Annotated in this window: 24 protein-coding genes; 8 read left to right on the forward strand and 16 right to left on the reverse strand. The window is 50.9% G+C overall.

Translation table 11 applies throughout. The annotated features are described in order from the left end of the window. The first annotated feature begins 39 nt into the window (after positions 1 to 39). Positions 40 to 561, forward strand: coding sequence for a superoxide dismutase [Cu-Zn] SodC (gene sodC / locus BEG40_RS02595; protein WP_000819797.1), 522 nt, complete (start codon positions 40 to 42; stop codon positions 559 to 561). Here the strand turns inward: sodC and BEG40_RS02600 are convergent, their stop codons facing one another. From BEG40_RS02600 to BEG40_RS02610, 3 genes are read right to left on the reverse strand one after another with little or no spacing between them, the layout of a single operon-like run. After that, positions 562 to 2,574, reverse strand: coding sequence for an FUSC family protein (locus tag BEG40_RS02600; RefSeq protein ID WP_105284831.1), 2,013 nt, complete (start codon positions 2,572 to 2,574; stop codon positions 562 to 564). It lies immediately after the preceding gene. Beyond that, complete coding sequence (locus BEG40_RS02605; protein ID WP_105284832.1) at positions 2,574 to 3,431, reverse strand: efflux RND transporter periplasmic adaptor subunit; 858 nt, start codon at positions 3,429 to 3,431, stop codon at positions 2,574 to 2,576. Before BEG40_RS02605 ends, BEG40_RS02600 begins: the two co-directional genes overlap by 1 nt. 2 nt (positions 3,432 to 3,433) lie before the next feature. After that, the gene (locus tag BEG40_RS02610; protein ID WP_000671001.1) at positions 3,434 to 3,670 is read right to left on the reverse strand and encodes a DUF1656 domain-containing protein; all 237 of its coding nucleotides are present in this window, start codon (positions 3,668 to 3,670) and stop codon (positions 3,434 to 3,436) included. Between the two features lie 200 nt (positions 3,671 to 3,870). Here BEG40_RS02610 and slyA point away from each other — a divergent pair, with 200 nt between their 5' ends. Next, positions 3,871 to 4,305, forward strand: coding sequence for a transcriptional regulator SlyA (gene slyA / locus BEG40_RS02615; protein ID WP_105284872.1), 435 nt, complete (start codon positions 3,871 to 3,873; stop codon positions 4,303 to 4,305). Between the two features lie 46 nt (positions 4,306 to 4,351). Here the strand turns inward: slyA and slyB are convergent, their stop codons facing one another. Then, positions 4,352 to 4,819: an outer membrane lipoprotein SlyB gene (gene slyB / locus BEG40_RS02620; protein ID WP_000597203.1), complete on the reverse strand. Its 468-nt coding sequence runs from the start codon at positions 4,817 to 4,819 to the stop codon at positions 4,352 to 4,354. Between the two features lie 274 nt (positions 4,820 to 5,093). Here slyB and anmK point away from each other — a divergent pair, with 274 nt between their 5' ends. The 5 genes from anmK to pdxY all read left to right on the forward strand — a co-directional run bounded on the left by anmK (position 5,094) and on the right by pdxY (position 9,668). Then, positions 5,094 to 6,215 carry an anhydro-N-acetylmuramic acid kinase gene (gene anmK / locus BEG40_RS02625; RefSeq protein ID WP_105284833.1) on the forward strand — a complete coding sequence of 374 codons (1,122 nt, stop codon included), beginning with the start codon at positions 5,094 to 5,096 and terminating at the stop codon, positions 6,213 to 6,215. A gap of 90 nt (positions 6,216 to 6,305) precedes the next feature. Next, positions 6,306 to 6,629, forward strand: a complete 324-nt coding sequence (gene mliC / locus BEG40_RS02630) for a C-type lysozyme inhibitor (protein ID WP_000734947.1) — start codon at positions 6,306 to 6,308, stop codon at positions 6,627 to 6,629. A 58-nt stretch (positions 6,630 to 6,687) separates the two neighbouring features. After that, a complete protein-coding gene (gene pdxH, locus BEG40_RS02635) occupies positions 6,688 to 7,344 on the forward strand; it encodes a pyridoxamine 5'-phosphate oxidase (RefSeq protein WP_001282324.1) in 657 nt (218 codons plus the stop codon). Positions 7,345 to 7,472: 128 nt separating this feature from the next. Then, entirely contained in the window at positions 7,473 to 8,747 is a 1,275-nt protein-coding gene (gene tyrS / locus BEG40_RS02640; RefSeq protein WP_001516333.1) for a tyrosine--tRNA ligase, read from the forward strand. A gap of 60 nt (positions 8,748 to 8,807) precedes the next feature. Beyond that, complete coding sequence (gene pdxY, locus BEG40_RS02645; RefSeq protein ID WP_016158208.1) at positions 8,808 to 9,668, forward strand: pyridoxal kinase PdxY; 861 nt, start codon at positions 8,808 to 8,810, stop codon at positions 9,666 to 9,668. Between the two features lie 38 nt (positions 9,669 to 9,706). Here the strand turns inward: pdxY and gstA are convergent, their stop codons facing one another. The 12 genes from gstA to blr form a co-directional block, all read right to left on the reverse strand. Continuing rightward, entirely contained in the window at positions 9,707 to 10,312 is a 606-nt protein-coding gene (gstA, locus tag BEG40_RS02650; protein WP_105284834.1) for a glutathione transferase GstA, read from the reverse strand. Between the two features lie 105 nt (positions 10,313 to 10,417). Then, positions 10,418 to 11,920, reverse strand: a complete 1,503-nt coding sequence (gene dtpA, locus BEG40_RS02655) for a dipeptide/tripeptide permease DtpA (protein ID WP_000100947.1) — start codon at positions 11,918 to 11,920, stop codon at positions 10,418 to 10,420. 609 nt (positions 11,921 to 12,529) lie between these two features. Continuing rightward, entirely contained in the window at positions 12,530 to 13,165 is a 636-nt protein-coding gene (nth, locus tag BEG40_RS02665; RefSeq protein ID WP_001030339.1) for an endonuclease III, read from the reverse strand. Next, a complete protein-coding gene (rsxE, locus tag BEG40_RS02670) occupies positions 13,165 to 13,860 on the reverse strand; it encodes an electron transport complex subunit RsxE (RefSeq protein WP_001289641.1) in 696 nt (231 codons plus the stop codon). Before rsxE ends, nth begins: the two co-directional genes overlap by 1 nt. A 3-nt stretch (positions 13,861 to 13,863) precedes the next feature. Then, positions 13,864 to 14,484, reverse strand: coding sequence for an electron transport complex subunit RsxG (gene rsxG / locus BEG40_RS02675; protein WP_000920784.1), 621 nt, complete (start codon positions 14,482 to 14,484; stop codon positions 13,864 to 13,866). A gap of 3 nt (positions 14,485 to 14,487) precedes the next feature. Beyond that, on the reverse strand, positions 14,488 to 15,546 hold the full coding sequence (gene rsxD, locus BEG40_RS02680) for an electron transport complex subunit RsxD (protein WP_000231898.1): 1,059 nt from the start codon (positions 15,544 to 15,546) through the stop codon (positions 14,488 to 14,490). Beyond that, positions 15,547 to 17,865 carry an electron transport complex subunit RsxC gene (rsxC, locus tag BEG40_RS02685; protein WP_105284835.1) on the reverse strand — a complete coding sequence of 773 codons (2,319 nt, stop codon included), beginning with the start codon at positions 17,863 to 17,865 and terminating at the stop codon, positions 15,547 to 15,549. It abuts the gene before it with no gap. Next, entirely contained in the window at positions 17,858 to 18,436 is a 579-nt protein-coding gene (rsxB, locus tag BEG40_RS02690; protein ID WP_000991799.1) for an electron transport complex subunit RsxB, read from the reverse strand. The genes rsxC and rsxB overlap by 8 nt, the downstream gene beginning before the upstream one ends. Then, complete coding sequence (gene rsxA / locus BEG40_RS02695; RefSeq protein ID WP_000133181.1) at positions 18,436 to 19,017, reverse strand: electron transport complex subunit RsxA; 582 nt, start codon at positions 19,015 to 19,017, stop codon at positions 18,436 to 18,438. The genes rsxB and rsxA overlap by 1 nt, the downstream gene beginning before the upstream one ends. A 76-nt stretch (positions 19,018 to 19,093) precedes the next feature. After that, positions 19,094 to 19,534, reverse strand: coding sequence for a DUF2569 domain-containing protein (locus BEG40_RS02700; RefSeq protein ID WP_105284836.1), 441 nt, complete (start codon positions 19,532 to 19,534; stop codon positions 19,094 to 19,096). A gap of 86 nt (positions 19,535 to 19,620) precedes the next feature. Next, complete coding sequence (gene ydgT / locus BEG40_RS02705; protein ID WP_000126621.1) at positions 19,621 to 19,836, reverse strand: transcription modulator YdgT; 216 nt, start codon at positions 19,834 to 19,836, stop codon at positions 19,621 to 19,623. Between the two features lie 272 nt (positions 19,837 to 20,108). Further along, complete coding sequence (blr, locus tag BEG40_RS02715; protein ID WP_032155957.1) at positions 20,109 to 20,234, reverse strand: division septum protein Blr; 126 nt, start codon at positions 20,232 to 20,234, stop codon at positions 20,109 to 20,111. A gap of 241 nt (positions 20,235 to 20,475) precedes the next feature. Between blr and BEG40_RS02720 the strand changes: the two genes are divergently transcribed. Then, positions 20,476 to 21,516: an oxidoreductase gene (locus BEG40_RS02720; RefSeq protein WP_105284837.1), complete on the forward strand. Its 1,041-nt coding sequence runs from the start codon at positions 20,476 to 20,478 to the stop codon at positions 21,514 to 21,516. The last annotated feature ends 3 nt before the right edge of the window (positions 21,517 to 21,519 follow it).

The raw sequence follows: 21,519 nt of genomic DNA on the forward strand, positions 1-21,519 counted from the left end.
GTTTACACTTAACGGGTATGCACATTGAACGGAGGTCCTATGAAACGTTTTAGTCTGGCCATTCTGGCGCTGGTTGTTGCAACCGGCGCACAAGCTGCCAGTGAAAAAGTCGAGATGAACCTCGTCACGTCGCAAGGGGTTGGGCAGTCAATCGGTAGTGTAACGATTACTGAAACCGATAAAGGTCTGGAGTTTTCACCCGATCTGAAAGCATTACCACCCGGTGAGCATGGCTTCCATATTCATGCCAAAGGAAGCTGCCAGCCAGCAACGAAAGATGGCAAAGCCAGTGCCGCAGAATCCGCAGGCGGGCATCTTGATCCACAAAATACCGGTAAGCATGAAGGGCCAGAAGGTGCAGGACACTTAGGCGATCTGCCTGCACTGGTAGTTAACAATGACGGTAAAGCAACCGATGCCGTCATTGCGCCTCGTCTGAAATCACTTGATGAAATCAAAGATAAGGCGCTGATGATCCACGTTGGCGGCGATAATATGTCCGATCAACCAAAACCGCTGGGCGGTGGCGGTGAACGCTATGCCTGTGGTGTTATTAAGTAATTAAGAGGTCAGCGTACCTTGCGGCGGCGCTTGCTCAAGTTGCGAAAGCGAGCAGTACAGACGCCAGACAATCGCCGCCAGCTCACGGGCAGCGGGTTGATGATGGTGGGCAAGGCTATCGCATATCCGCTGTAATTCTTCAAGTGTGGCCGCCAGTGATTTTTGCTGAACGCCACGTTCACTCATTACTCCCCGCAACAGCAAAATACAGTTATCCCGCACTCGCGATAACGGATCGGAACGCGACTCCCAGTCCCGCAATTGCCAGACAACATGTGAACAGTTCAGCAGCACCACGCCCCAGCGTAATAACCAACGGCGAGCCAGTGCATCCTGGCTGTTGCTCAACTGACTAACGTGGTGATAAGTAAGCGATTCAAATTCGCTTTCACTCAGGGTTGGATGGCGGCTTAGTTGGTCGACAAAATCCCGGCGCAGCGCGCGAATATGTCGGCGGCTTTTACGGGCATCCGATCCTGGTCGCAGAATGGCGAACGCTAACCACGCCAGCGCCACGCCAACAATTTTCGCCAGATTATCGTTAAGAAAGTCAGCAAAATCATACACCGGTGGATTAGTGACAGCGATGAACGAACCCATAAATACAATCAGTTGTCCCCACAGCGCGGCAAATTTGGGCATCTGTAATTTGAGAAGTTGCATCGTTGCCAGTAGCGGGAAGAGAAACAGCAAAAATTGCCACAGATCGCTAATCTGAACCATCAGACCAAACTTAACCACAAAGCTAAATAGCGAAAGTAATACCAGCGTGCGCATAAGTAGCGACAGTGACTTAAACGGTGCCGCGACGGCGGAGTAGAGTACGCAGCTAATTGCTGCCAGTGTTAATGCATTGGCTCCGGCATCCCATTGCGAGGCAATACTCCATGCGCCAATTATCATCAACGTACAAAATGTGCGCAGTCCACTCCACATTGCTTCGGCGTTATCGGTATGACGTGCCAGGCCGGCTGTTCGTGGGAGTCTGGCTCGATCATCTGTACCGCTTTCCAGACGATGTAGTTCCTGACTACTTTGCAGATAAAGGCGGCAAAAATAGCGTAGTCGCTGCCAGAAGGCGACGTGCCGATAGTCGGCGGCGTTGGTTGGGCGCAGTGGGGCAATGATACGTGCGACGGTGTAAAAATCAGTTTGCGAACTGGCAAGCGCCGTCAGCAACTGTTCGAGAATTTCACGAGTGGCGGCGGGCGTTGATGACCAGTTGAGCAACATACGTCGCAGGCTGGAGATGACGCTGGTCATGCGTAATTGCTGGTGGAGTAGCGCATTCAGGCGTGCATTTTGCTGGCGGAAACGATAGTGACTCCAGAACGCCTGAATGCGCAGCAAATTCATGGTTAATATTTGACCAATGATTCCTTCATGTGCTGTGCGAATGGCATCGGTTGTTTCAGGCTGCCAGAGCAAGCTGGCATGTTCCAGTAAACGGGCATGCATGTTTTTTAACGCGGTTAAAAGCGCGGTGGCGTCGGAACTACTCGGCAGGATCATCATCATCATGCCGCCGCAAAGAATACCGACGATGACTTCGCAAACGCGCGCCTGAGCGATATCCCATAACTGGCTTGCTTCCGTGATATTGACCATCGGAAAGGCGATAATGGCCGCAGTGTAGCCCGCCAGTTGGAAGGCATACGCCACGTTATTCGTGAAGTGCGCGCAAGCCCAGGTACAAAAACCAAGCCACGCCGACATGCTCAATAGAAAAAACCACGGCTCGTTAAGCGTATGCCCGGCAAGAATCAGTGCCGCAATGGCTCCCAGCAAACTGCCAGCGATGCGTCCGAGGCTTTTGCTGATGACACCACCAACGGTGGGGAAGCTTACCACCGCAGCCGAGGTCATCGCCCAGTAGGGTTCATCGAGATTTAAATAATAGGCAACCGTCAGCGCCAGGCACATGGCAATGGTATTGCGTAACGCATAACGCCATTGCGCCAGCGTGGCCCTGAACCAGGGCAAATTGCGCAAGGACCAGGATGATGCGTTCATTATTGACCTACGGCGATGCTACAGGTGGTGCCCGACACCAGCGTGACATCGCTGGGGACTTTATTCAGAGCAAAGCGGACGGGAACGCGTTGGGCGAGACGTACCCAGGGGACGTTAGGTTTCACATCAGGAATCAGGCTGGAATCACTTTCAACGCTCTGATCATAAATCGCCCGACCGATACTGGAAACGTGACCCTGTAACGTTTTGTTGTCGCTATAGAGCGTAATTTGTGCTGGTGCACCGTCGTGGATATGGCGCAATTTGGTTTCTTCAAAATAACCAATGACGTAAAACGAATGGCTATCCACCAGGGCAAACAGGGGTTTTCCGGTGTCGGCGTAGTCGCCGATGCGGGTAGTGAGATTAGTTACCCATCCACTCACCGGAGCGCGAATTTCCGTTTGCGCCAGTTGCCATTGTGCCTGTTTAAGCGTCGCCTGTGCGGCATCAACACTGGCCTGCATCGCTTTAACATTGAGGTTAGCGGTATCCAGCTCTTCGGCAGAGATAAAATTATGTGAGAGATGACGGCGACGGTTAGCTTCGTTATTGGCTTTGGCGAGGTCAGATTGCGCTTTCGTTAACTGTGCCTGGGCGTTCAGTTCGGCTATCTGAAAGGGCGTTTTATCGATAGTGAGCAAAATATCACCAGCATTAACCAACTGGTTGTCTTTTATATTCATCGCAACAATACGTCCAGACACCTGTGGCGTGATAGAAACCTGTTCTGCACGTATTTTTCCATCGCGTGTCCACGGTGACTGCATGTAATAGTTCCATAGCCACCATCCGGCAAGAATCGCAACAACCGCTACAATAATTGTTGAGAAATACTTAATTGTTTTAATTGACATAGTTACCACGCAATCAGTATTGCCAGAGCAAGGCAAACGCAAATCGCAAACAGCGATAAATCCATTAACAAGGGATGCCAGATGTCACCGGCGTAGATCCAGCCGCGAAGCAGGCGGTGTATGACAAGCCAGAGGACAAATCCAAGCGCGAACGCTTTGAAAAACGGAGGAAAATAGACGGACGCACCGAACACCAGATCTTGTAAGGGCAATCCCGTTGCATTAAGCATAAACTTCACAAAATAGATTCCTTTACGACCGAATATATTGCGTTAGATTAATAAATATTCTTTAAGTGCGAAAAAGTTACGCGCAATTTCTGAAAAGCATGTCTGACGGTAAGCAAATGCAGCAATACATTTGTTTTAGCAATACAATTGCTGCACACTATTCTAAAAGCTGTATAATATCTTAGCAAGCTAATTATAAGGAGATGAAATTGGAATCGCCACTAGGTTCTGATCTGGCACGGTTGGTGCGCATATGGCGTGCTCTGATAGACCATCGCCTGAAACCGCTGGAGTTAACGCAAACCCATTGGGTAACGTTGCACAATATTCATCAGTTACCTCCAGACCAGTCGCAAATTCAACTGGCAAAAGCGATCGGCATTGAGCAGCCTTCACTGGTTCGTACGCTGAACCAACTGGAAGAAAAAGGGTTAATTTCGCGTCAAACTTGCGCCAGCGATCGTCGGGCTAAACGTATTAAACTGACGGAAAAAGCGGAGCCGCTGATTAGCGAAATGGAAGCGGTTATTAACAAAACCCGGGCGGAAATATTGCATGGAATTTCCGCAGAGGAAGTAGAACAGTTGATTAAACTCATTGCAAAACTTGAGCATAATATCACTGAGTTACAGGCCAAAGGGTGAAATGAAAGGGGCGTGTGGTCAGTGACCTGACCACACGTCAACTTGTTTAGCGCGGGGAAACCGTCACCTGGCTACCGTTGCTGGCCAGAATAACGCGTTGTCCCGGAGAGAAGTGGGTATTGCCCTGTTTCTGTACCACCATAATGGTGTTGCCATCATCTTTACGAATTTCCAACTCCACACCCTGAGTTTTGTTCATTGCGCTCTGCACGCCCTGACCAGCTACGCCACCTGCGATAGCGCCTGCCGCAGTTGCCAGAGAACGCCCTGTTCCGCCACCAACGGTATTCCCAAGGAAGCCACCGAGAACCGCACCGCCAATTGCGCCGATAACGTTGGAATCATCACCGCCCTGAATTTGTACCTGTCGTACATTAACGATTGTGCCATAGCTGACATTCTGCACTTGCTTCGCTTCAGAGGCGGTATAGACATCGCCAGAAAGGGTATCGTTATTAACACAACCGACAAGAGACAGACCTACCATTGATACAACCAGTACGCGCTTAATCATTGAAAAATCTCCTGATTACCATGAAACGCCTCACAAGCATCCCTCATGGCCAAAGTAAATGGCATTGGTATAACTATGATTACATGTTCCACTAAAACATGATGGAATCATAATTAGAATACGGTTAACCAAGTATAAACAAAACATTCATAGTAATTATTGATATGAATATAATGTTTTCCTGGTAATGGTAAAAATCGGCGCTCATGCATGGAATTCGTGAGAGGTCTGTGTTTGAGTGGAGCGCAAACGACAGGTTGAAAAAGGATGAACTATGAAATCAGGCCGCTTTATTGGCGTAATGTCAGGCACTAGTCTGGATGGTGTCGATGTTGTACTGGCGACTATCGATGAACACAGGGTGGCGCAGTTGGCAAGTTTGAGCTGGCCGATTCCCCCATCACTTAAACAAGCAGTACTGGATATTTGTCAGGGGCAGCAGCTTACGCTTTCTCAGTTCGGTCAACTGGATACTCAACTTGGTCGCTTGTTTGCCGATGCCGTTAACGCACTGCTCAAGCAAGAAAATTTGCAGCCAAAAGATATCGTCGCCATCGGGTGTCACGGACAAACTGTCTGGCACGAACCTACTGGCGTTGCACCGCATACTCTACAGATTGGTGATAACAATCAAATTGTGGCGCGCACTGGAATTACTGTCGTTGGTGATTTTCGCCGTCGCGATATTGCCTTAGGTGGGCAGGGGGCGCCGCTGGTGCCAGCGTTTCATCACGCATTACTGGCTCATCCGACGGAGCGGCGAATGGTTCTCAACATTGGTGGTATCGCCAATTTGTCGTTGTTGATTCCAGGGCAGCCGGTGGGGGGGTACGATACCGGGCCGGGTAACATGTTGATGGATGCGTGGATCTGGCGTCAGGTCGGTAAACCTTACGATAAAGACGCTGAGTGGGCGCGGGCGGGTAAAGTCATTTTGCCGCTGTTGCAGAATATGCTTAGTGATGCGTATTTTTCCCAATCCGCGCCAAAAAGCACCGGGCGCGAATACTTTAACTATGGCTGGCTGGAGCGCCATCTGCGTCAATTCCCGGGTGTTGATGCGCACGATGTCCAGGCAACGCTGGCGGAACTTACCGCCGTGACCATTTCTGAACAGGTATTATTGAGTGGCGGCTGCGATCGTTTGATGGTCTGTGGTGGCGGAAGCCGTAATCCATTGGTGATGACGCGACTTGCTGCTTTGCTGCCAGGAACCGAAGTGACCACCACTGACGCCGTTGGCATTAGTGGTGATGACATGGAAGCATTGGCTTTCGCGTGGCTTGCCTGGCGGACGCTGGCGGGACTGCCAGGCAACCTGCCTTCGGTCACCGGCGCAAGCGAGGCGACGGTGCTGGGCGCAATTTTCCCTGCAAACCCGCGATATCAGAGTTAACTGAATTTTTCCTACTGCGTCTGCCGTTACACTTGGAAGTTGAGGAGAGCGTTTTGCTCTCCGGACCAGGAAAGTCTTCGGGATGTGTTTATGAAAAAACTGTTACTGATCTGTTTGCCGGTGCTTCTCACTGGCTGTGGCGCGTTTAATCAACTGGTTGAACGTATGCAAACTGATACGCTGGAATACCAGTGTGATGAAAAACCGTTGACGGTAAAACTGAATAATCCGCGTCAGGAAGTCAGTTTTGTCTACGACAATCAATTAATTCACCTTAAACAGGGCATTTCAGCCTCTGGCGCACGTTATACCGATGGCATTTATGTTTTCTGGTCAAAAGGTGATGAGGCAACGGTCTATAAGCGTGACCGCATCGTCTTGAATAACTGTCAGTTACAAAATCCGCAGCGTTGAGATTTTTCCAGGGGCGGCGCACAATAGCGTCACCCACTGACAATCCGTAAAGAAAACCATGTCTGATAACGACGAATTGCAGCAAATCGCGCATCTGCGCCGTGAATACACCAAAGGCGGTTTACGCCGCCGCGATCTTCCCGCCGATCCTTTAACCCTTTTTGAACGCTGGCTCTCCCAGGCCTGTGAAGCCAAACTGGTTGACCCCACTGCGATGGTCGTCGCAACCGTTGATGAACATGGTCAGCCTTATCAGCGCATCGTGTTACTCAAACATTACGACGAAAAAGGGATGGTGTTTTACACCAATCTCGGCAGTCGCAAAGCGCATCAAATCGAAAATAACCCGCGCGTTAGCCTGCTTTTCCCGTGGCATACTCTTGAACGCCAGGTGATGGTGACCGGTAAAGCGGAGCGTCTTTCGACTCTCGAAGTGATGAAATATTTTCATAGTCGTCCGCGCGATAGCCAGATTGGCGCGTGGGTATCTAAGCAGTCCAGCCGTATTTCCGCGCGAGGGATCCTTGAGAGCAAATTCCTTGAGCTGAAGCAGAAGTTTCAGCAGGGCGACGTCCCGTTACCGAGTTTCTGGGGCGGTTTCCGCGTAAGTCTTGAGCAGGTTGAGTTCTGGCAGGGCGGTGAGCATCGTCTGCATGACCGCTTTTTGTACCAGCGTGAAAATGAGGCGTGGAAAATCGATCGTCTCGCACCCTGAAAAGATGCAAAAATCTTGCTTTAATCGCTGGCACTCCTGATTCCGGCACTTTATTCTATGTCTCTTTCGCATCTGGCGAAAAGTCGTGTACCGGCAAAGGTGCAGTCGTTATATACATGGAGATTTTGATGGCAAGCAGTAACTTGATTAAACAATTGCAAGAGCGGGGGCTGGTGGCCCAGGTGACGGACGAAGAAGCGTTAGCAGAGCGACTGGCGCAAGGCCCGATCGCGCTCTATTGCGGCTTCGATCCTACCGCTGACAGCTTGCATTTGGGGCATCTTGTTCCATTGTTATGCCTGAAACGCTTCCAGCAGGCGGGCCACAAGCCGGTTGCGCTGGTAGGCGGCGCGACAGGTCTGATTGGCGACCCGAGCTTCAAAGCTGCCGAGCGTAAGCTGAACACCGAAGAAACTGTTCAGGAGTGGGTGGACAAAATCCGCAAGCAGGTTGCCCCGTTCCTCGATTTCGACTGTGGAGAAAATTCTGCTATCGCCGCGAACAACTATGACTGGTTCGGCAATATGAATGTGCTGACCTTCCTGCGCGATATCGGTAAGCACTTCTCCGTTAACCAGATGATCAACAAAGAAGCGGTTAAGCAGCGTCTCAACCGTGAAGATCAGGGTATTTCGTTCACCGAGTTTTCTTACAACCTGTTGCAGGGCTATGACTTTGCCTGTCTGAATAAACAGTATGGTGTTACGTTGCAGATTGGCGGTTCTGACCAGTGGGGTAACATCACCTCTGGTATCGATCTGACCCGTCGCCTGCATCAGAATCAGGTGTTTGGCCTGACCGTTCCGCTGATCACCAAGGCTGACGGCACCAAATTTGGTAAAACTGAAGGCGGCGCAGTATGGCTGGATCCGAAGAAGACCAGTCCGTACAAGTTCTACCAGTTCTGGATCAACACCGCTGATGCCGACGTTTACCGCTTCCTGAAGTTCTTCACCTTCATGAGCATTGAAGAGATCAATGCCCTCGAAGAAGAAGATAAAAACAGCGGTAAAGCACCGCGCGCCCAGTATGTGCTGGCGGAGCAGGTGACGCGTCTGGTTCACGGTGAAGAAGGTTTGCAAGCCGCGAAACGTATTACCGAATGTCTGTTCAGCGGTTCCTTGAGTGCGCTTAGCGAAGCGGACTTTGAACAGCTGGCGCAGGACGGCGTACCGATGGTTGAGATGGAAAAAGGCGCTGATCTGATGCAGGCGCTGGTCGATTCTGAACTGCAACCATCCCGTGGTCAGGCGCGTAAAACTATCGCATCCAATGCCATCACCATTAACGGTGAAAAACAGTCCGATCCTGAATACTTCTTTAAAGAAGAAGATCGCCTGTTTGGTCGTTATACCTTACTGCGTCGCGGCAAAAAGAATTACTGTCTGATTTGCTGGAAATAATGCACTAAGTGGAAAGGGGGAGTGAGAAATCACTCCCCTGATTTTTATACAGGGAACACAATGAAAAATATTCTCGCTATCCAGTCTCACGTTGTTTATGGTCATGCGGGTAACAGTGCGGCAGAGTTTCCGATGCGCCGCCTGGGCGCGAATGTCTGGCCGCTGAATACCGTTCAATTTTCTAATCACACTCAATACGGCAAATGGACTGGCTGTGTGATGCCGCCCAGCCATTTAACCGAAATTGTTCAGGGCATTGCCGCCATTGATAAATTACACACCTGTGATGCCGTACTCAGTGGTTATCTGGGATCGGCGGAGCAGGGCGAACATATCCTCGGTATTGTCCGTCAGGTAAAAGCGGCGAATCCACAAGCGAAATATTTTTGCGATCCAGTAATGGGGCATCCGGAAAAAGGCTGTATCGTTGCGCCGGGCGTGGCGGAGTTTCATGTCCGTCACGGTATGCCAGCCAGCGATATCATCGCGCCGAATCTGGTCGAGCTGGAAATTCTTTGTGAACATCCAGTACATAACGTCGAAGAGGCCGTTAAAGCTGCGCGTGAGCTTATTACGCAAGGGCCACAAATCGTGTTGGTTAAACACCTGGCGCGTGCGGGCTACAGCACAGATCGTTTTGAAATGCTGCTGGTTACTGCCGATGAAGCCTGGCATATCAGCCGTCCGCTGGTCGATTTCGGTACGCGCCAGCCGGTAGGCGTTGGTGATGTGACGAGCGGTTTACTGCTGGTGAAATTGTTGCAGGGGGCAACGCTGCAAGAGGCACTGGAACACGTGACGGCTGCAGTATACGAAATTATGGTGACCACCAAAGCAATGCAGGAATATGAGCTGCAGGTGGTTGCCGCGCAAGATCGTATAGCCAAACCGGAACACTATTTCAGCGCAACGAAGCTCTGAAATACCTCGGCCCACAGCTTCCTGTGGGCCGATGACGATTACTGCAATCCTTCCGCCGTTAACGCAGCTTTCACCGCAGGTCTTTCAGCCATACGTTGCATAAAGGCTGCAATGTGCTCAAAACCCTCCAGATTCAGTTTCACCGCATATGCCCAGCGCAGAACCGTAAACAGATAGGCATCAGCGATGGTGAAACGTTGCCCGCAGATCCAGTGCTCATTTTCCAGGGCGTCGTTAACATAACGCAACTTTTTCTCCAGTTGTACACGGGCAGCCTGTTTATACTCTTCCGGGGTATCTGGGCGGAACAGTGGTGTGAACCCTTTATGCAATTCAGTGGCGATATAGTTCAGCCATTCGATGGTTTTATAGCGAGAAATACTGTTTACCGATGCCAGCAACTGGCGGTCGGGAACACTGTCGGCAAGATACTGCATAATTGCTACGCCTTCCGTCAGCAAAGTACCATCGTCCAGCAGCAACGCAGGAACCTGTCCCTTAGGGTTAATGGCAAAGTAATCATCACCGTTCTCGAGACGTTTTTTCATCAAATCCACACTGACGAGCGTAAAGTCCTTTCCGCTCTCACGCAGGGTGATATGGGAAGCAAGAGAGCAGGCACCCGGTTTGTAGAACAGTTTCATCGGTAACTCCTTTTGGCTGTGGTTTAAAGTATGGTAGTGCGTTGCTGAACAAAAAAAAAGCCGCTAACGAAAAGTTAGCGGCTTGTAAAAGAGTTTCCCTGAAATTTACGCTACGGCAGCTTTTGCCGCTTTGTCTGCAGCATCGTCCTGGGTCATGCGATGCAGTTTCGGCGCGGTCAGCAGCATCAGCACAGCAATAACGGCAGTGGCGACCCCAATCTGCAAGAACACGCGACCATACACTTCCAGCGACATCAGCGGATCGGTTACGTTATCCGGAACAGCCATCATACCCGCAACATAACCACCAATCAGGTTTGCACCGGCAGTGGTCAGGAACCAGCTACCCATAATGAACCCCATCAGACGCTGCGGAACGAGCTGTGCAACCATCGCCAGACCCAGACCAGAGATCATCAGTTCACCGATACTCTGCAGGCCGTAGCTAGCTACCAGCCAGCTTACAGAAACGATACCTGCGTCAGACGCGAATTTCGCACCCAGCGGCAGGATCAGGAACGCACCAGAGCACATCACCATACCGATTGCAAACTTGGTCGGCATCGGCAGGGTATCGCCCATCTTGTTATAGATAGCGGCCAGAATCGGGCTACCAATGATGATCCAGAACGGGTTCAGCGCCTGATACTGCTCTGGCTCAACGGCCAGACCCAGAATAGTGTGTTCAACGTTACGAATCGCAAAGAAGTTCAGAGACGTCGGCATCTGGCTGTACAGCACGAAGAAGATGATTGCTTCAAGCATCAGGATGAAGGCAACGATCATTTTACGACGCGCAGCACCTTTCATGGCAAACGCTTCTTTACCGAAGATAACCACGATACCCAGAGCAACAACGCCCAGCGCCATACGTGCAACTTCCTGGTTGTGCAGCAGCCAGGTTGCAACTGCGATCAGGGCCACAACACCAATAATGGTCAGCAGCAGGTTACGGTAGTTGACTGGTTCAAAGTCAGGTTTTGAGCCGTACTGCTTAACCCAGCGTTGGCAGAAGGCGAAGTTAACGATAGTGATTAACAGACCTACTACGCTAAGGGCGAACGCGACGCTCCAGCCATATTTGGCAGCCAGCCATGGGGTTGCAATCATAGAGAAGAAAGAACCGATGTTGACGGACATGTAGTACATGGTAAATGCACCGTCCAGACGCGGGTCGTTTTTCTCATAGCAAGTAGAGAGCAGCGAAGACGGGTTGGCTTTAAACAGGCCGTTACCTACGGCAATGGCCGCCATACCCATATAGACGATACCGGCGTCGTGACCAGACCATGCAACCAGCGCATAACCAATGGCCAGTACAATAGCACCAAGCATAATAACGCGTTTAGTACCCAGTACCTTGTCACCTAACCAGCCGCCGATAGCGACCAGACCATAAACCAGGGCGCTAAAGGAAGAGAAAAGGGTGATTGAATCCGCTTCAGACATACCCAGTTGTTTAACCAGGTAGACAGCCATAATTCCTTGTAGGCCGTAATAACCAAAACGTTCCCATAACTCAATCGAGAAGATGAGATAGAACGCCTTCGGTTGTTTGAAAGCGTTCAAACTAACGCTTTCTGTTGGTTTTTGGTTTGCAGTGGACACTTTTACCTCTTTTTTTACATCCCATATTAACGGGGGTGCTTTCTCGCGTGATGTCTAAAAAACATACGCGTAATTGTTATAGTGGGAGGGGAAACGGCAGGTAATGTTCACTATCTTGCACTTTCAGACAAGTCTTTTGTAATAATCTGTTACATATAACTGGCGTGGGGAATTCATCGGCTCCGCGAAATGTTATCCAGCGTTAAATTTTTCAAAAAACGTAACGGCAGATTTTTTCACTACTGAGATAGGGTAATAATTCCAGTTTGGCGATATGTTCTGCTATAAGGTGTTTTATGTAGTGGGATAGTCCATTATCTGAAAAATAGCCAGTGTAATGTTTTGTAGGTTTCAGGACGGATTGAATCAATGCTTTGTCAAATTTAACTTTTAAAATGCATTGTTTTTACATTTCAGCATCAGTGTGATCTTGATCACGAATGGATAGAAAATTTCGCTATTAAAAAAACAATTAACCTGCATTTTTGGTTATTCACAAACGGATTGCCTGATGATGCCGCAGCGAGGCGGCATCATTAACGTTAGAAGGATGTTTTTGAAGAAGATAAGGAAAGGTAATGGATGGGTAGACGACGCTACCCATTTGTGTCAGATGTCAACTTTCTCTTTGTATTCACAAAGATCTTCAATAATGCAGGAGCCACAGCGGGGCTTGCGGGCGATGCAGGTATAACGTCCGTGAAGAATTAACCAGTGGTGGCAATCGACTTTAAATTCTGCTGGCACCACTTTCAGCAATTTTTCCTCGACCTGCTCGACATTTTTTCCTGGTGCAAATTGGGTGCGGTTGCAGACACGGAAAATGTGGGTATCTACAGCGATGGTCGGCCAGCCGAAAGCGGTATTCAACACCACATTAGCTGTTTTACGTCCTACGCCTGGCAAAGCTTCAAGCGCCGCGCGATCTTCCGGAACTTCGCCATTATGCTGTTCCAGTAAGATACGGCAGGTCTTTATGATATTTTCCGCTTTGCTGTTATAAAGCCCAATAGTTTTGATATAGGTTTTCACCCCTTCGACGCCCAGTTCGAGCATTGCTGCAGGTGTATTAGCCACCGGGTAGAGCTTCGCCGTCGCCTTATTAACGCTGACATCGGTGGCCTGAGCGGAAAGCAGTACGGCGATCAGCAATTCAAAAGGCGAACTGAAATTAAGCTCGGTTGTGGGGTGAGGATTGTTCTCACGCAGGCGTGTGAGGATCTCCAGGCGTTTTGCTTTGTTCATCAGACATTCCCTGTTTCACCGTTCGGCAAGTCGCGTTCGGCGACGGCTTCAGCGCGGCGCTTTTTCATTTTTTCGTCAATCAGATATTTCACTGCCAGCATCAGTCCCAGACCAATAAATGCGCCTGGTGGTAACATTGCCAGCAGGAAAGGGGAATCAGTGTGGAAGATCTCCACCCGCAATACTTTTGCCCAGTTACCCAACAGCGCATCAGCACCGTCAAACAACGTTCCATTGCCGATGATTTCGCGCAGTGAACCCAGCACGAACATTGCGCAGGTTGCGCCCATCCCTATCGAAAAACCATCAAGAGCCGAAAGCGCCGGACCTTTTTTGGCGGCGAAGGCTTCAGCACGACCCACAACGATACAGTTAGTGACAATCAGCGGAATAAAAATCCCTAACGACTGATACAGGCCGAAGGCGTAGGCGTTGATCAGCATCTGTACGGCGCTGACAACCGAGGCGATGATCATCACGTAGATCGGGATACGGATCTCAGCTGGCGTCCAGTGACGCAGTGTCGAGATAGTCAGGTTGGTAAGCGTCAGCACCAGCGTCGTCGCAAGCCCTAAACCCAGTGCGTTGGTGGCAGTGGACGTGACCGCCAGCAGCGGGCAGAGGCCAAGCAACTGAACCAGTGCGGAGTTGTTCTTCCATAACCCCTGAACAATAACGTCTTTAATTTCGCTCACGGTTTATTCTCCACAGGCAGGAAGTTGAGAAAGTTGTGCCGGTAACGTCTGAGCGTACAATCCGGCGCGTTTTACCGCATTCACCACCGCGCGAGGCGTAATCGTCGCGCCAGTAAACTGGTCGAAATCACCACCATCTTTCTTCACCGCCCAGTGTGCGTCGTCAGCACCGCTGATTTTTTTACCTGCAAAATGGGTGATCCAGTCTGAAAGGCGCAGTTCGATTTTATCGCCAAGCCCTGGCGTTTCGTGATGTTCTGTCACGCGCGTGCCAAGTACCGTGCCGTTAAAATCGGCTCCCACCAGTAGCTGAATCGCACCGGAATAGCCATCCGGCGCGGTCGCCTCCAGAACGGCGGCTACCGGCTTGTCATCCTGTTTAGCGATGTAAACCCGATGCTCACCTTTACCTAACTCTGGTGCCGTCACCAGGTAGCAACTCTGCGCCAGCGCATTGTTATAGCGTTCGGCTGGCAGCACCTGATCAAATAACGCCTTTTGTTGCAGGCTGGCCTGTTCGGCAATCGTCGTTTTGGTCATCTGGTTGATGGCCGCCGTTAAACCTGTTGAACCCGCAGCAAACAGCGCCAGTGTAATACCGTGTTTTCGGATAGTTTTCAGCATGGTTTATCCTTTGCGATGGCCGTAGACGCGCGGACGCGTGTAGTAATCGATCAGAGGAACCGTGATGTTCGCCAGCAAGACAGCAAAAGCCACGCCGTCAGGATAGCCGCCGAAACTGCGGATCAACCAGACTAATAAGCCCGCCAGCGCACCGAAAATCAGACGACCACGATTGGTCGTAGAAGCGGTCACCGGATCGGTCAGAATAAAGAATGCGCCGAGCATGGTCGCGCCAGAAAGCAGATGAATTTGCGGTGATGCCAGTGTTTCTGGTGAAAACAACCAGCCCAACGTTGCGCATAACGCCAGCGTTACTAAGAAGCTGACCGGAATATGCCAGCGAATCGCTTTCTGCCATAGCAACCACACGCCGCCAACCAGCCAGGCGAGGTTTACCCATTGCCAGCCAGCACCCGCCAGAATACCGCTGTAGATCGGATACTGCATAATCTGCTCAACCGAATGACCGGCGCGGACAGAAGTTTTGAACGTATCCAGTGGCGTTGCCTGGCTAATGCCATCAATACCTAAGCGTAGCGTGTTCATATCACCGCCGCTGGCAGTATGACCGCTGAAGATAACCTGTATGGCGTCGATGAAGCCAGGAATGTTGACCGCAATTTCATGCGGTGGCAGCCAGCTGGTCATCTGCACCGGGAAGGAGATCAGTAAGACCACATAGCCAATCATCGCCGGGTTAAACGGGTTTTGCCCCAGACCGCCGTATAACTGTTTAGCGATGATCACCGCAAACACCGTACCCAGCACGACCATCCACCACGGTGCGAGGGGGGGAATACTTACGGCGAGTAACAACCCTGTTAAAAGCGCCGAATTATCTTTCAAGGTTGTGGAAACAGGCTGTTTGCGCAGTTTCAGCACAAGAGCTTCGGCTAACAGTGCACTGACCGACGCCAGGAGGATCTGAACGAGAGTACCCCAGCCAAAAAACCAAAGTTGCGCAGCGATTCCGGGCACGGCTGCGATCAGTACCAGCAACATAATGCGCGATGTCTGGCGCTGGTTATGGGTATAAGGGGAGCTAGCTATTCTGAATACCATTTAGTCCTCGTTTACAACCTTTTGCTGGGCGGCTTTTTTGGCCTGAACGCGGGCTATAGCCGCAGCAACTGCCGCTTTGCGCGGATCGACCTGTTCTTCTGGTTCTGCATTAGCCTGTTGCTGTTCCAGTTTGCGTGCTTTGGCGCGGGCAATAGCGGCTTCAACGGCGGCCTTGCGCGGATCAACCTGTTCTTCTGGTTCTGCGTTTGCCGGCTGCTGTTCCAGCTTACGTGCTTTGGCGCGGGCGATAGCAGCTTCAACGGCGGCTTTGCGCGGGTCGACCTGTTCTTCTGGTTCTGCGTTTGCCAGCTGCTGTTCCAGTTTGCGTGCTTTGGCGCGGGCGATAGCAGCTTCAACGGCGGCCTTGCGCGGGTCGACCTGTTCTTCTGGTTCTGCGTTAGCCTGCTGTTGCTCCAGCTTACGTGCTTTGGCGCGGGCAATAGCGGCTTCGACGGCGGCTTTGCGCGGGTCAACCTGTTCTTCTGGTTCTGCGTTAGCCTGCTGCTGCTCCAGCTTGCGTGCTTTGGCGCGGGCGATAGCGGCTTCGACGGCGGCCTTGCGCGGGTCAACCTGTTCCTGCGGCGATTCGTTAGCAGGTTGTTGTTCCAGCTTGCGTGCTTTCGCTCGAGCAATTGCGGCCTCTACTGCCGCTTTACGTGGATCAGCAACGCTTGCGGCGTCGTTAGTTTGCTGCAATTCTGCCTGTTTTGCTCTGGCTTGTGCTTTACGGGCTTCCCGTGCCGCAATAATCGCGCTGTTATCCGGGCGTTCGCCCGCTTTAATCACAATCGGTTGCGTGGCCTGAGCTTGTTTTTCTTTCACACGTGCCAGTGCGGCAGCAATCGCATCTTTGTCTTTGGCTGCCGGTTGAACTGCTGCGCTCTTATGTCGTTCAAGACGCGCAGCTTTTTCGCGTTCCAGACGTGCCTGACGAGCTTCAAAACGCGCTTTAGCTTCTGCGGCGCGTTTCTCTTCCTGACGAATGGCGACAATCTCGGCTTTTTCCTGACGGAAATATTGCACCAGGGGAATATTACTCGGGCAAACCCACGCGCAGGCACCGCATTCAATGCAGTCGGCAATGTTATGCGTGGTGGCTTTGTCGTGCTGTTGACCTTTGCTGAACCAGTACAACTGCTGCGGCAAAAGATCCGCAGGGCAGGCATCGGCACAGGCGCTACAGCGGATGCAGCTTTGTTCTTCCTGTGGTTCGCCCAGTTCACTGGCGGACGGAGCTAACAGGCAGTTGGTGATTTTGACTACCGGTACATCCAGCCACGGTAAGGTAAAGCCCATCAGCGGGCCGCCCATAATCACCATTTGATCGGCAGAAGGGCAGAATCCGGCATCGTTCAATAAATGACGCACCGGCGTACCCAGACGCGCCCAGACGTTGCCCGGACGAGCAATCGCTTCGCCGGTCAGCGTCACCACGCGCTCGGTAATCGGTTCACCATCGATTACTGCGCGTTTTACTGCGTAAGCCGTACCAACGTTTTGCATTAACACGCCGATATCCGATGAGCGACCGCCGTGCGGTACTTGTTTCCCGGTCAGGATGTACGTTAGCTGTTTGGCGCCGCCGGAAGGATATTTGGTTGGAATCACCCGCAGAGAAATATCGTGAGAATCCGCCAGCACCGCGCGAAGCATGGAGATCGCCTGAGGTTTGTTATCTTCAATACCGATAAGGATTTCGCGCGGCTGTAGGATATGCGCAAGAATGCGAATGCCTTCTACGACCTGAGCAGCGCAATCCTGCATCAGACGGTCATCAGCGGTAATATACGGTTCGCACTCGGCTGCGTTAATAATCAAGGTTTCGATTTTATCGCCGCCGCCCTGCAATTTAACGCCTGTCGGGAAGCCTGCACCACCCAGCCCGGCGACGCCAAACTGATGAATGCGTTCAATTAATTCTTCCCGGCTGCGTGAGCGGTAATCAGCCCAGCCGTCACGTGGGAACCAGCAATCTTCACCATCGGCATCAATAATCACGCTTAATTCAGCTAAGGCTGAAGGATGAGCCGTCGAGTGGGGTGCAATAGCCGTAACCGTGCCAGACGTTGGCGCGTGAACCGGCAGCATTTTGCCGCGACCACGGGTAAGCGGCTGACCGCGCAATACTTTATCGCCGACGTTAACACACAGCTCACCTTCAGCACCAATATGCTGTTTCAGTGGCATGACAAAACGCTGCGCCAATGGAACCTGGCGCAGGGGAGTACCGTTGGACTGAGTTTTCATCTCCGGTGGATGGATGCCGCCGTTGAAATCCCAGATTTTATTTTTTTTGAATGCAGAGAATAACTTAAGCATGGTGTTCCACGGGAATAATGCGCACGGGAATGGTGTTCAGATCCCATTTCCAGGAGTCAGGCGTTTCTGCGACCGGTTGCAACGAGATGCAGTGCGTCGGGCACGGGTCAACGCATAAATTGCAGCCCGTACAGAGATCACTCATTACCGTATGCATGGCACGGGTAGCGCCAACGATGGCGTCTACCGGACACGCCTGAATGCACTTGGTGCAGCCAATACAGTTATTTTCATCAATAACCGCCACCATCCGCGCAGGCGTCAACTCTTGCGCATCGCCATCCAGCGGCTGCGGCTCGACATTAAGCAGTTCGGCAATTTTTAGCATTACAGCTTCGCCGCCAGGGGCGCAGCGGTTGATTTTTTCACCGTTACAGCTGATGGCTTCGGCATAGGGGCGACAGCCAGGATAACCGCACTGCCCACACTGGCTCTGCGGTAAGATTTCGTCAATTTTCTCAACGACCGGATCGTCTTCCACCGCAAAACGGCGGGAGGCATAACCCAGAATGGCGCCAAACGCCAGACCCAGCAGGCTCACGGCGGCAACGGCAATCCAGATAGCATTCATTACAACTTCACCAAACCACTAAAGCCCATAAAGGCCAGAGACATAAGACCTGCGGTAATGAGAGCAATGGCATTACCGCGAAAAGGTGCCGGGACATCAGCCACAGCAAGGCGTTCGCGAATGGCGGCGAAAAGCACCATTACCAGCGAGAAGCCGACAGCAGCAGAAAAACCGTACAGTGCCGACTGCAAGAAATTGTGTCCGAGATTGATATTCAGCAATGCCACGCCGAGCACCGCACAGTTGGTGGTGATAAGCGGGAGAAAAATCCCCAGCAGTCGGTAAAGCACCGGGCTGGTTTTACGTACCACCATCTCGGTGAACTGCACGACCACGGCAATCACCAGAATAAAGGCCAGGGTGCGCAGGTAAATCAGATCGAGTGGGATCAAAATCCACGTGTCGATAAGCCAGGCGCAAATAGACGCCAGCGTCATCACAAATGTTGTTGCCAGCCCCATGCCCATTGCGGTTTCCAGCTTTTTGGAAACGCCCATAAACGGGCAAAGCCCCAGAAACTTGACCAGTACAAAGTTATTGACCAGTACAGTTCCGACAAACAGTAACAGGTAGTCAGTCATTTTTCGGCCTGAAATAAAAAAGCCGCCTATTATCCGTTAATCCAGAGCAGGCGACAACAGGTTAACTGTAAGGTTATTACGGATTCACAAACGTCGCTTTCACCCGCGACGAGCGTTTGAAATAGGGGACGATCAATGCGGTTGCCAGCAAAGTAAACAGCAACTGGCGAACGGCGACACCATCTTCAACTGGCGAAAACGCGAAGGCTTTAACCGCCAGTAATACGGAAATCAGTAACCAGATAATATAGTGTTTAGGAACACAACGCCGACGTTTAAAGAATGCGATAGTTAACCACAAGGTGTAATACCACATGGCAATGGCGGTAATAAACGAAACGCCCCATAAGATTTGCGTCGTTAGTGTTTGTTCGCCGAGCGTTTTAAATGTTTGAGGAGAGGATAACGCTGCACAGTACAGCAACAACGCCAGCGTCGTACTCAATAGGGCGACTAACTGCCAGGCCAACGGCCCAAGCAACCAGCCTCCAATACGTTGTGGCGTTGTGGTGGTCATACGTTCTCCAGAATAGCGACAGCAAACAGGCAAATCTAATTTTAGGGGCGTTATTATAAGGCTTTTATAACCGATCGCTACTTTCTTTATTGAACATAGTGCCAGACGGACTTTGGAACCTGGCCAAGGTCAAACAATCGACCGCCAGAGACCAGTTCAGCACGGCGGTGATCGGCTGCGCGATACATATTGATAATATCCTGATCGTCCGTCAGGGTGTAATTAAGGTGGTCGTAGAGTTTTTCCAGACTTTCGAGAGAATTGATTTTACGAAACTTTAATAAGTATTCCTGAGCAGTCATAAAAGATCCATAAAATAACTAATACCAAAGTGGTAGGCATTATATGTTATGATAAAATTTCACCAGCGGTGAACGCTTTTGCAATAACAATAATAAAAATGCGCTGATGGCAAATATTCAGGGATGAAATACTGCTAATAAAAGAGTAACGCGCTTTACTATTCCTGACAATCGTCAACTCCATCGAGCAAGATAATAAATTCCTGGTTTAAATACCTGTCAAGTTAAAACATGCACCCGGATGGCTGCATGTTGCCTTGCAAACGCAGAGATTACTTGTGTTGCACCTGGGTACTCTGTTCTGGCGGCTGGTAGTTGTCAATGTGACTCGCCACGCCAAGAAGAATGACTGAAACAACAAGAACGATCCAACCTGTTAATTCAATAAGACGATTCATTACTGCCCACATCTATGTTGATTGATCCATTAACTAAGGCCGTAAATGTTACTTAGCAATAATTGCTCCAGCAAGATTTTTACTGATGTTTTTGCGATATTTATCTTTTTCCTTCGGAAAATTAGCTATTTTTTTGACTTAAGTTAAATAACATCCCTTATTGCAGCCAGTTTATTAAACTGTTGAGAGAGGGTAAAGGATAGTGTCAAATAGCAATCATACTTCAATGAGAGGCAATGACATGAGCGACAACATCCGTGTTGGGTTGATTGGGTACGGTTATGCGAGTAAAACCTTCCATGCGCCCCTGATTGCGGGCACGCCCGGGCTGGAGCTGGCAGTTATCTCCAGCAGTGACGAAACAAAAGTAAAGGCCGACTGGCCAACGGTTACGGTTGTCTCTGAACCGAAGCATCTCTTTAATGATCCCAATATTGATCTGATTGTCATTCCTACGCCCAACGATACTCATTTTCCGTTAGCGAAAGCGGCGCTGGAAGCGGGTAAGCACGTAGTCGTTGATAAGCCCTTTACCGTGACACTGTCACAAGCGCGGGAGCTGGATGCGCTGGCAAAAAGCCTTGGACGCGTGTTGTCCGTGTTTCATAACCGTCGCTGGGACAGCGATTTTCTGACGCTGAAAGGATTACTTGCGGAAGGTGTGCTGGGTGAGATTGCTTACTTTGAGTCACATTTTGATCGTTTCCGTCCGCAGGTACGCGATCGCTGGCGTGAACAGGGCGGTCCTGGCAGCGGTATCTGGTACGATCTGGCACCGCATCTGCTCGATCAGGCCATTACGTTGTTTGGCTTACCTGTCAGCATGACCGTGGATTTAGCACAGTTACGCCCAGGAGCGCAGTCGACCGATTATTTCCACGCCATTTTGTCCTATCCACAGCGGCGGGTTATTTTACACGGCACTATGCTGGCGGCGGCAGAGTCGGCGCGTTATATCGTTCATGGCTCTCGCGGCAGCTATATTAAATATGGCCTCGATCCACAGGAAGAACGCTTGAAAAATGGCGAGCGTCTGCCACAAGAGGATTGGGGCTACGATATGCGTGACGGCGTACTTACCCGCGTTGAAGGTGAAGAACGTGTCGAAGAAACACTGCTGACGGTGCCGGGAAATTATCCGGCTTACTATGCTGCTATTCGTGATGCGTTGAATGGCGATGGAGAAAATCCGGTTCCGGCAAGTCAGGCAATCCAGGTAATGGAGCTGATTGAGCTGGGCATTGAATCCGCCAAACATCGCGCGACGCTGTGTCTGGCGTAAATA

The organism is Escherichia sp. MOD1-EC5495 (genome assembly GCF_002965965.1).
GTDB classification, from domain to species: Bacteria; Pseudomonadota; Gammaproteobacteria; order Enterobacterales; family Enterobacteriaceae; genus Escherichia; species Escherichia ruysiae.

Coding starts and splice junctions, on each gene's coding strand:
- sodC (WP_000819797.1), top strand. CDS start 40: ATGAAACGTTTTAGTCTGGCCATTCTGGCGCTGGTTGTTGCAACCGGC.
- BEG40_RS02600 (WP_105284831.1), bottom strand. CDS start 2,574: ATGAACGCATCATCCTGGTCCTTGCGCAATTTGCCCTGGTTCAGGGCC.
- BEG40_RS02605 (WP_105284832.1), bottom strand. CDS start 3,431: ATGTCAATTAAAACAATTAAGTATTTCTCAACAATTATTGTAGCGGTT.
- slyB (WP_000597203.1), bottom strand. CDS start 4,819: ATGATTAAGCGCGTACTGGTTGTATCAATGGTAGGTCTGTCTCTTGTC.
- anmK (WP_105284833.1), top strand. CDS start 5,094: ATGAAATCAGGCCGCTTTATTGGCGTAATGTCAGGCACTAGTCTGGAT.
- mliC (WP_000734947.1), top strand. CDS start 6,306: ATGAAAAAACTGTTACTGATCTGTTTGCCGGTGCTTCTCACTGGCTGT.
- pdxH (WP_001282324.1), top strand. CDS start 6,688: ATGTCTGATAACGACGAATTGCAGCAAATCGCGCATCTGCGCCGTGAA.
- tyrS (WP_001516333.1), top strand. CDS start 7,473: ATGGCAAGCAGTAACTTGATTAAACAATTGCAAGAGCGGGGGCTGGTG.
- pdxY (WP_016158208.1), top strand. CDS start 8,808: ATGAAAAATATTCTCGCTATCCAGTCTCACGTTGTTTATGGTCATGCG.
- gstA (WP_105284834.1), bottom strand. CDS start 10,312: ATGAAACTGTTCTACAAACCGGGTGCCTGCTCTCTTGCTTCCCATATC.
- nth (WP_001030339.1), bottom strand. CDS start 13,165: ATGAACAAAGCAAAACGCCTGGAGATCCTCACACGCCTGCGTGAGAAC.
- rsxG (WP_000920784.1), bottom strand. CDS start 14,484: ATGCTGAAAACTATCCGAAAACACGGTATTACACTGGCGCTGTTTGCT.
- rsxD (WP_000231898.1), bottom strand. CDS start 15,546: ATGGTATTCAGAATAGCTAGCTCCCCTTATACCCATAACCAGCGCCAG.
- rsxC (WP_105284835.1), bottom strand. CDS start 17,865: ATGCTTAAGTTATTCTCTGCATTCAAAAAAAATAAAATCTGGGATTTC.
- rsxB (WP_000991799.1), bottom strand. CDS start 18,436: ATGAATGCTATCTGGATTGCCGTTGCCGCCGTGAGCCTGCTGGGTCTG.
- rsxA (WP_000133181.1), bottom strand. CDS start 19,017: ATGACTGACTACCTGTTACTGTTTGTCGGAACTGTACTGGTCAATAAC.
- BEG40_RS02700 (WP_105284836.1), bottom strand. CDS start 19,534: ATGACCACCACAACGCCACAACGTATTGGAGGCTGGTTGCTTGGGCCG.
- ydgT (WP_000126621.1), bottom strand. CDS start 19,836: ATGACTGCTCAGGAATACTTATTAAAGTTTCGTAAAATCAATTCTCTC.
- blr (WP_032155957.1), bottom strand. CDS start 20,234: ATGAATCGTCTTATTGAATTAACAGGTTGGATCGTTCTTGTTGTTTCA.
- BEG40_RS02720 (WP_105284837.1), top strand. CDS start 20,476: ATGAGCGACAACATCCGTGTTGGGTTGATTGGGTACGGTTATGCGAGT.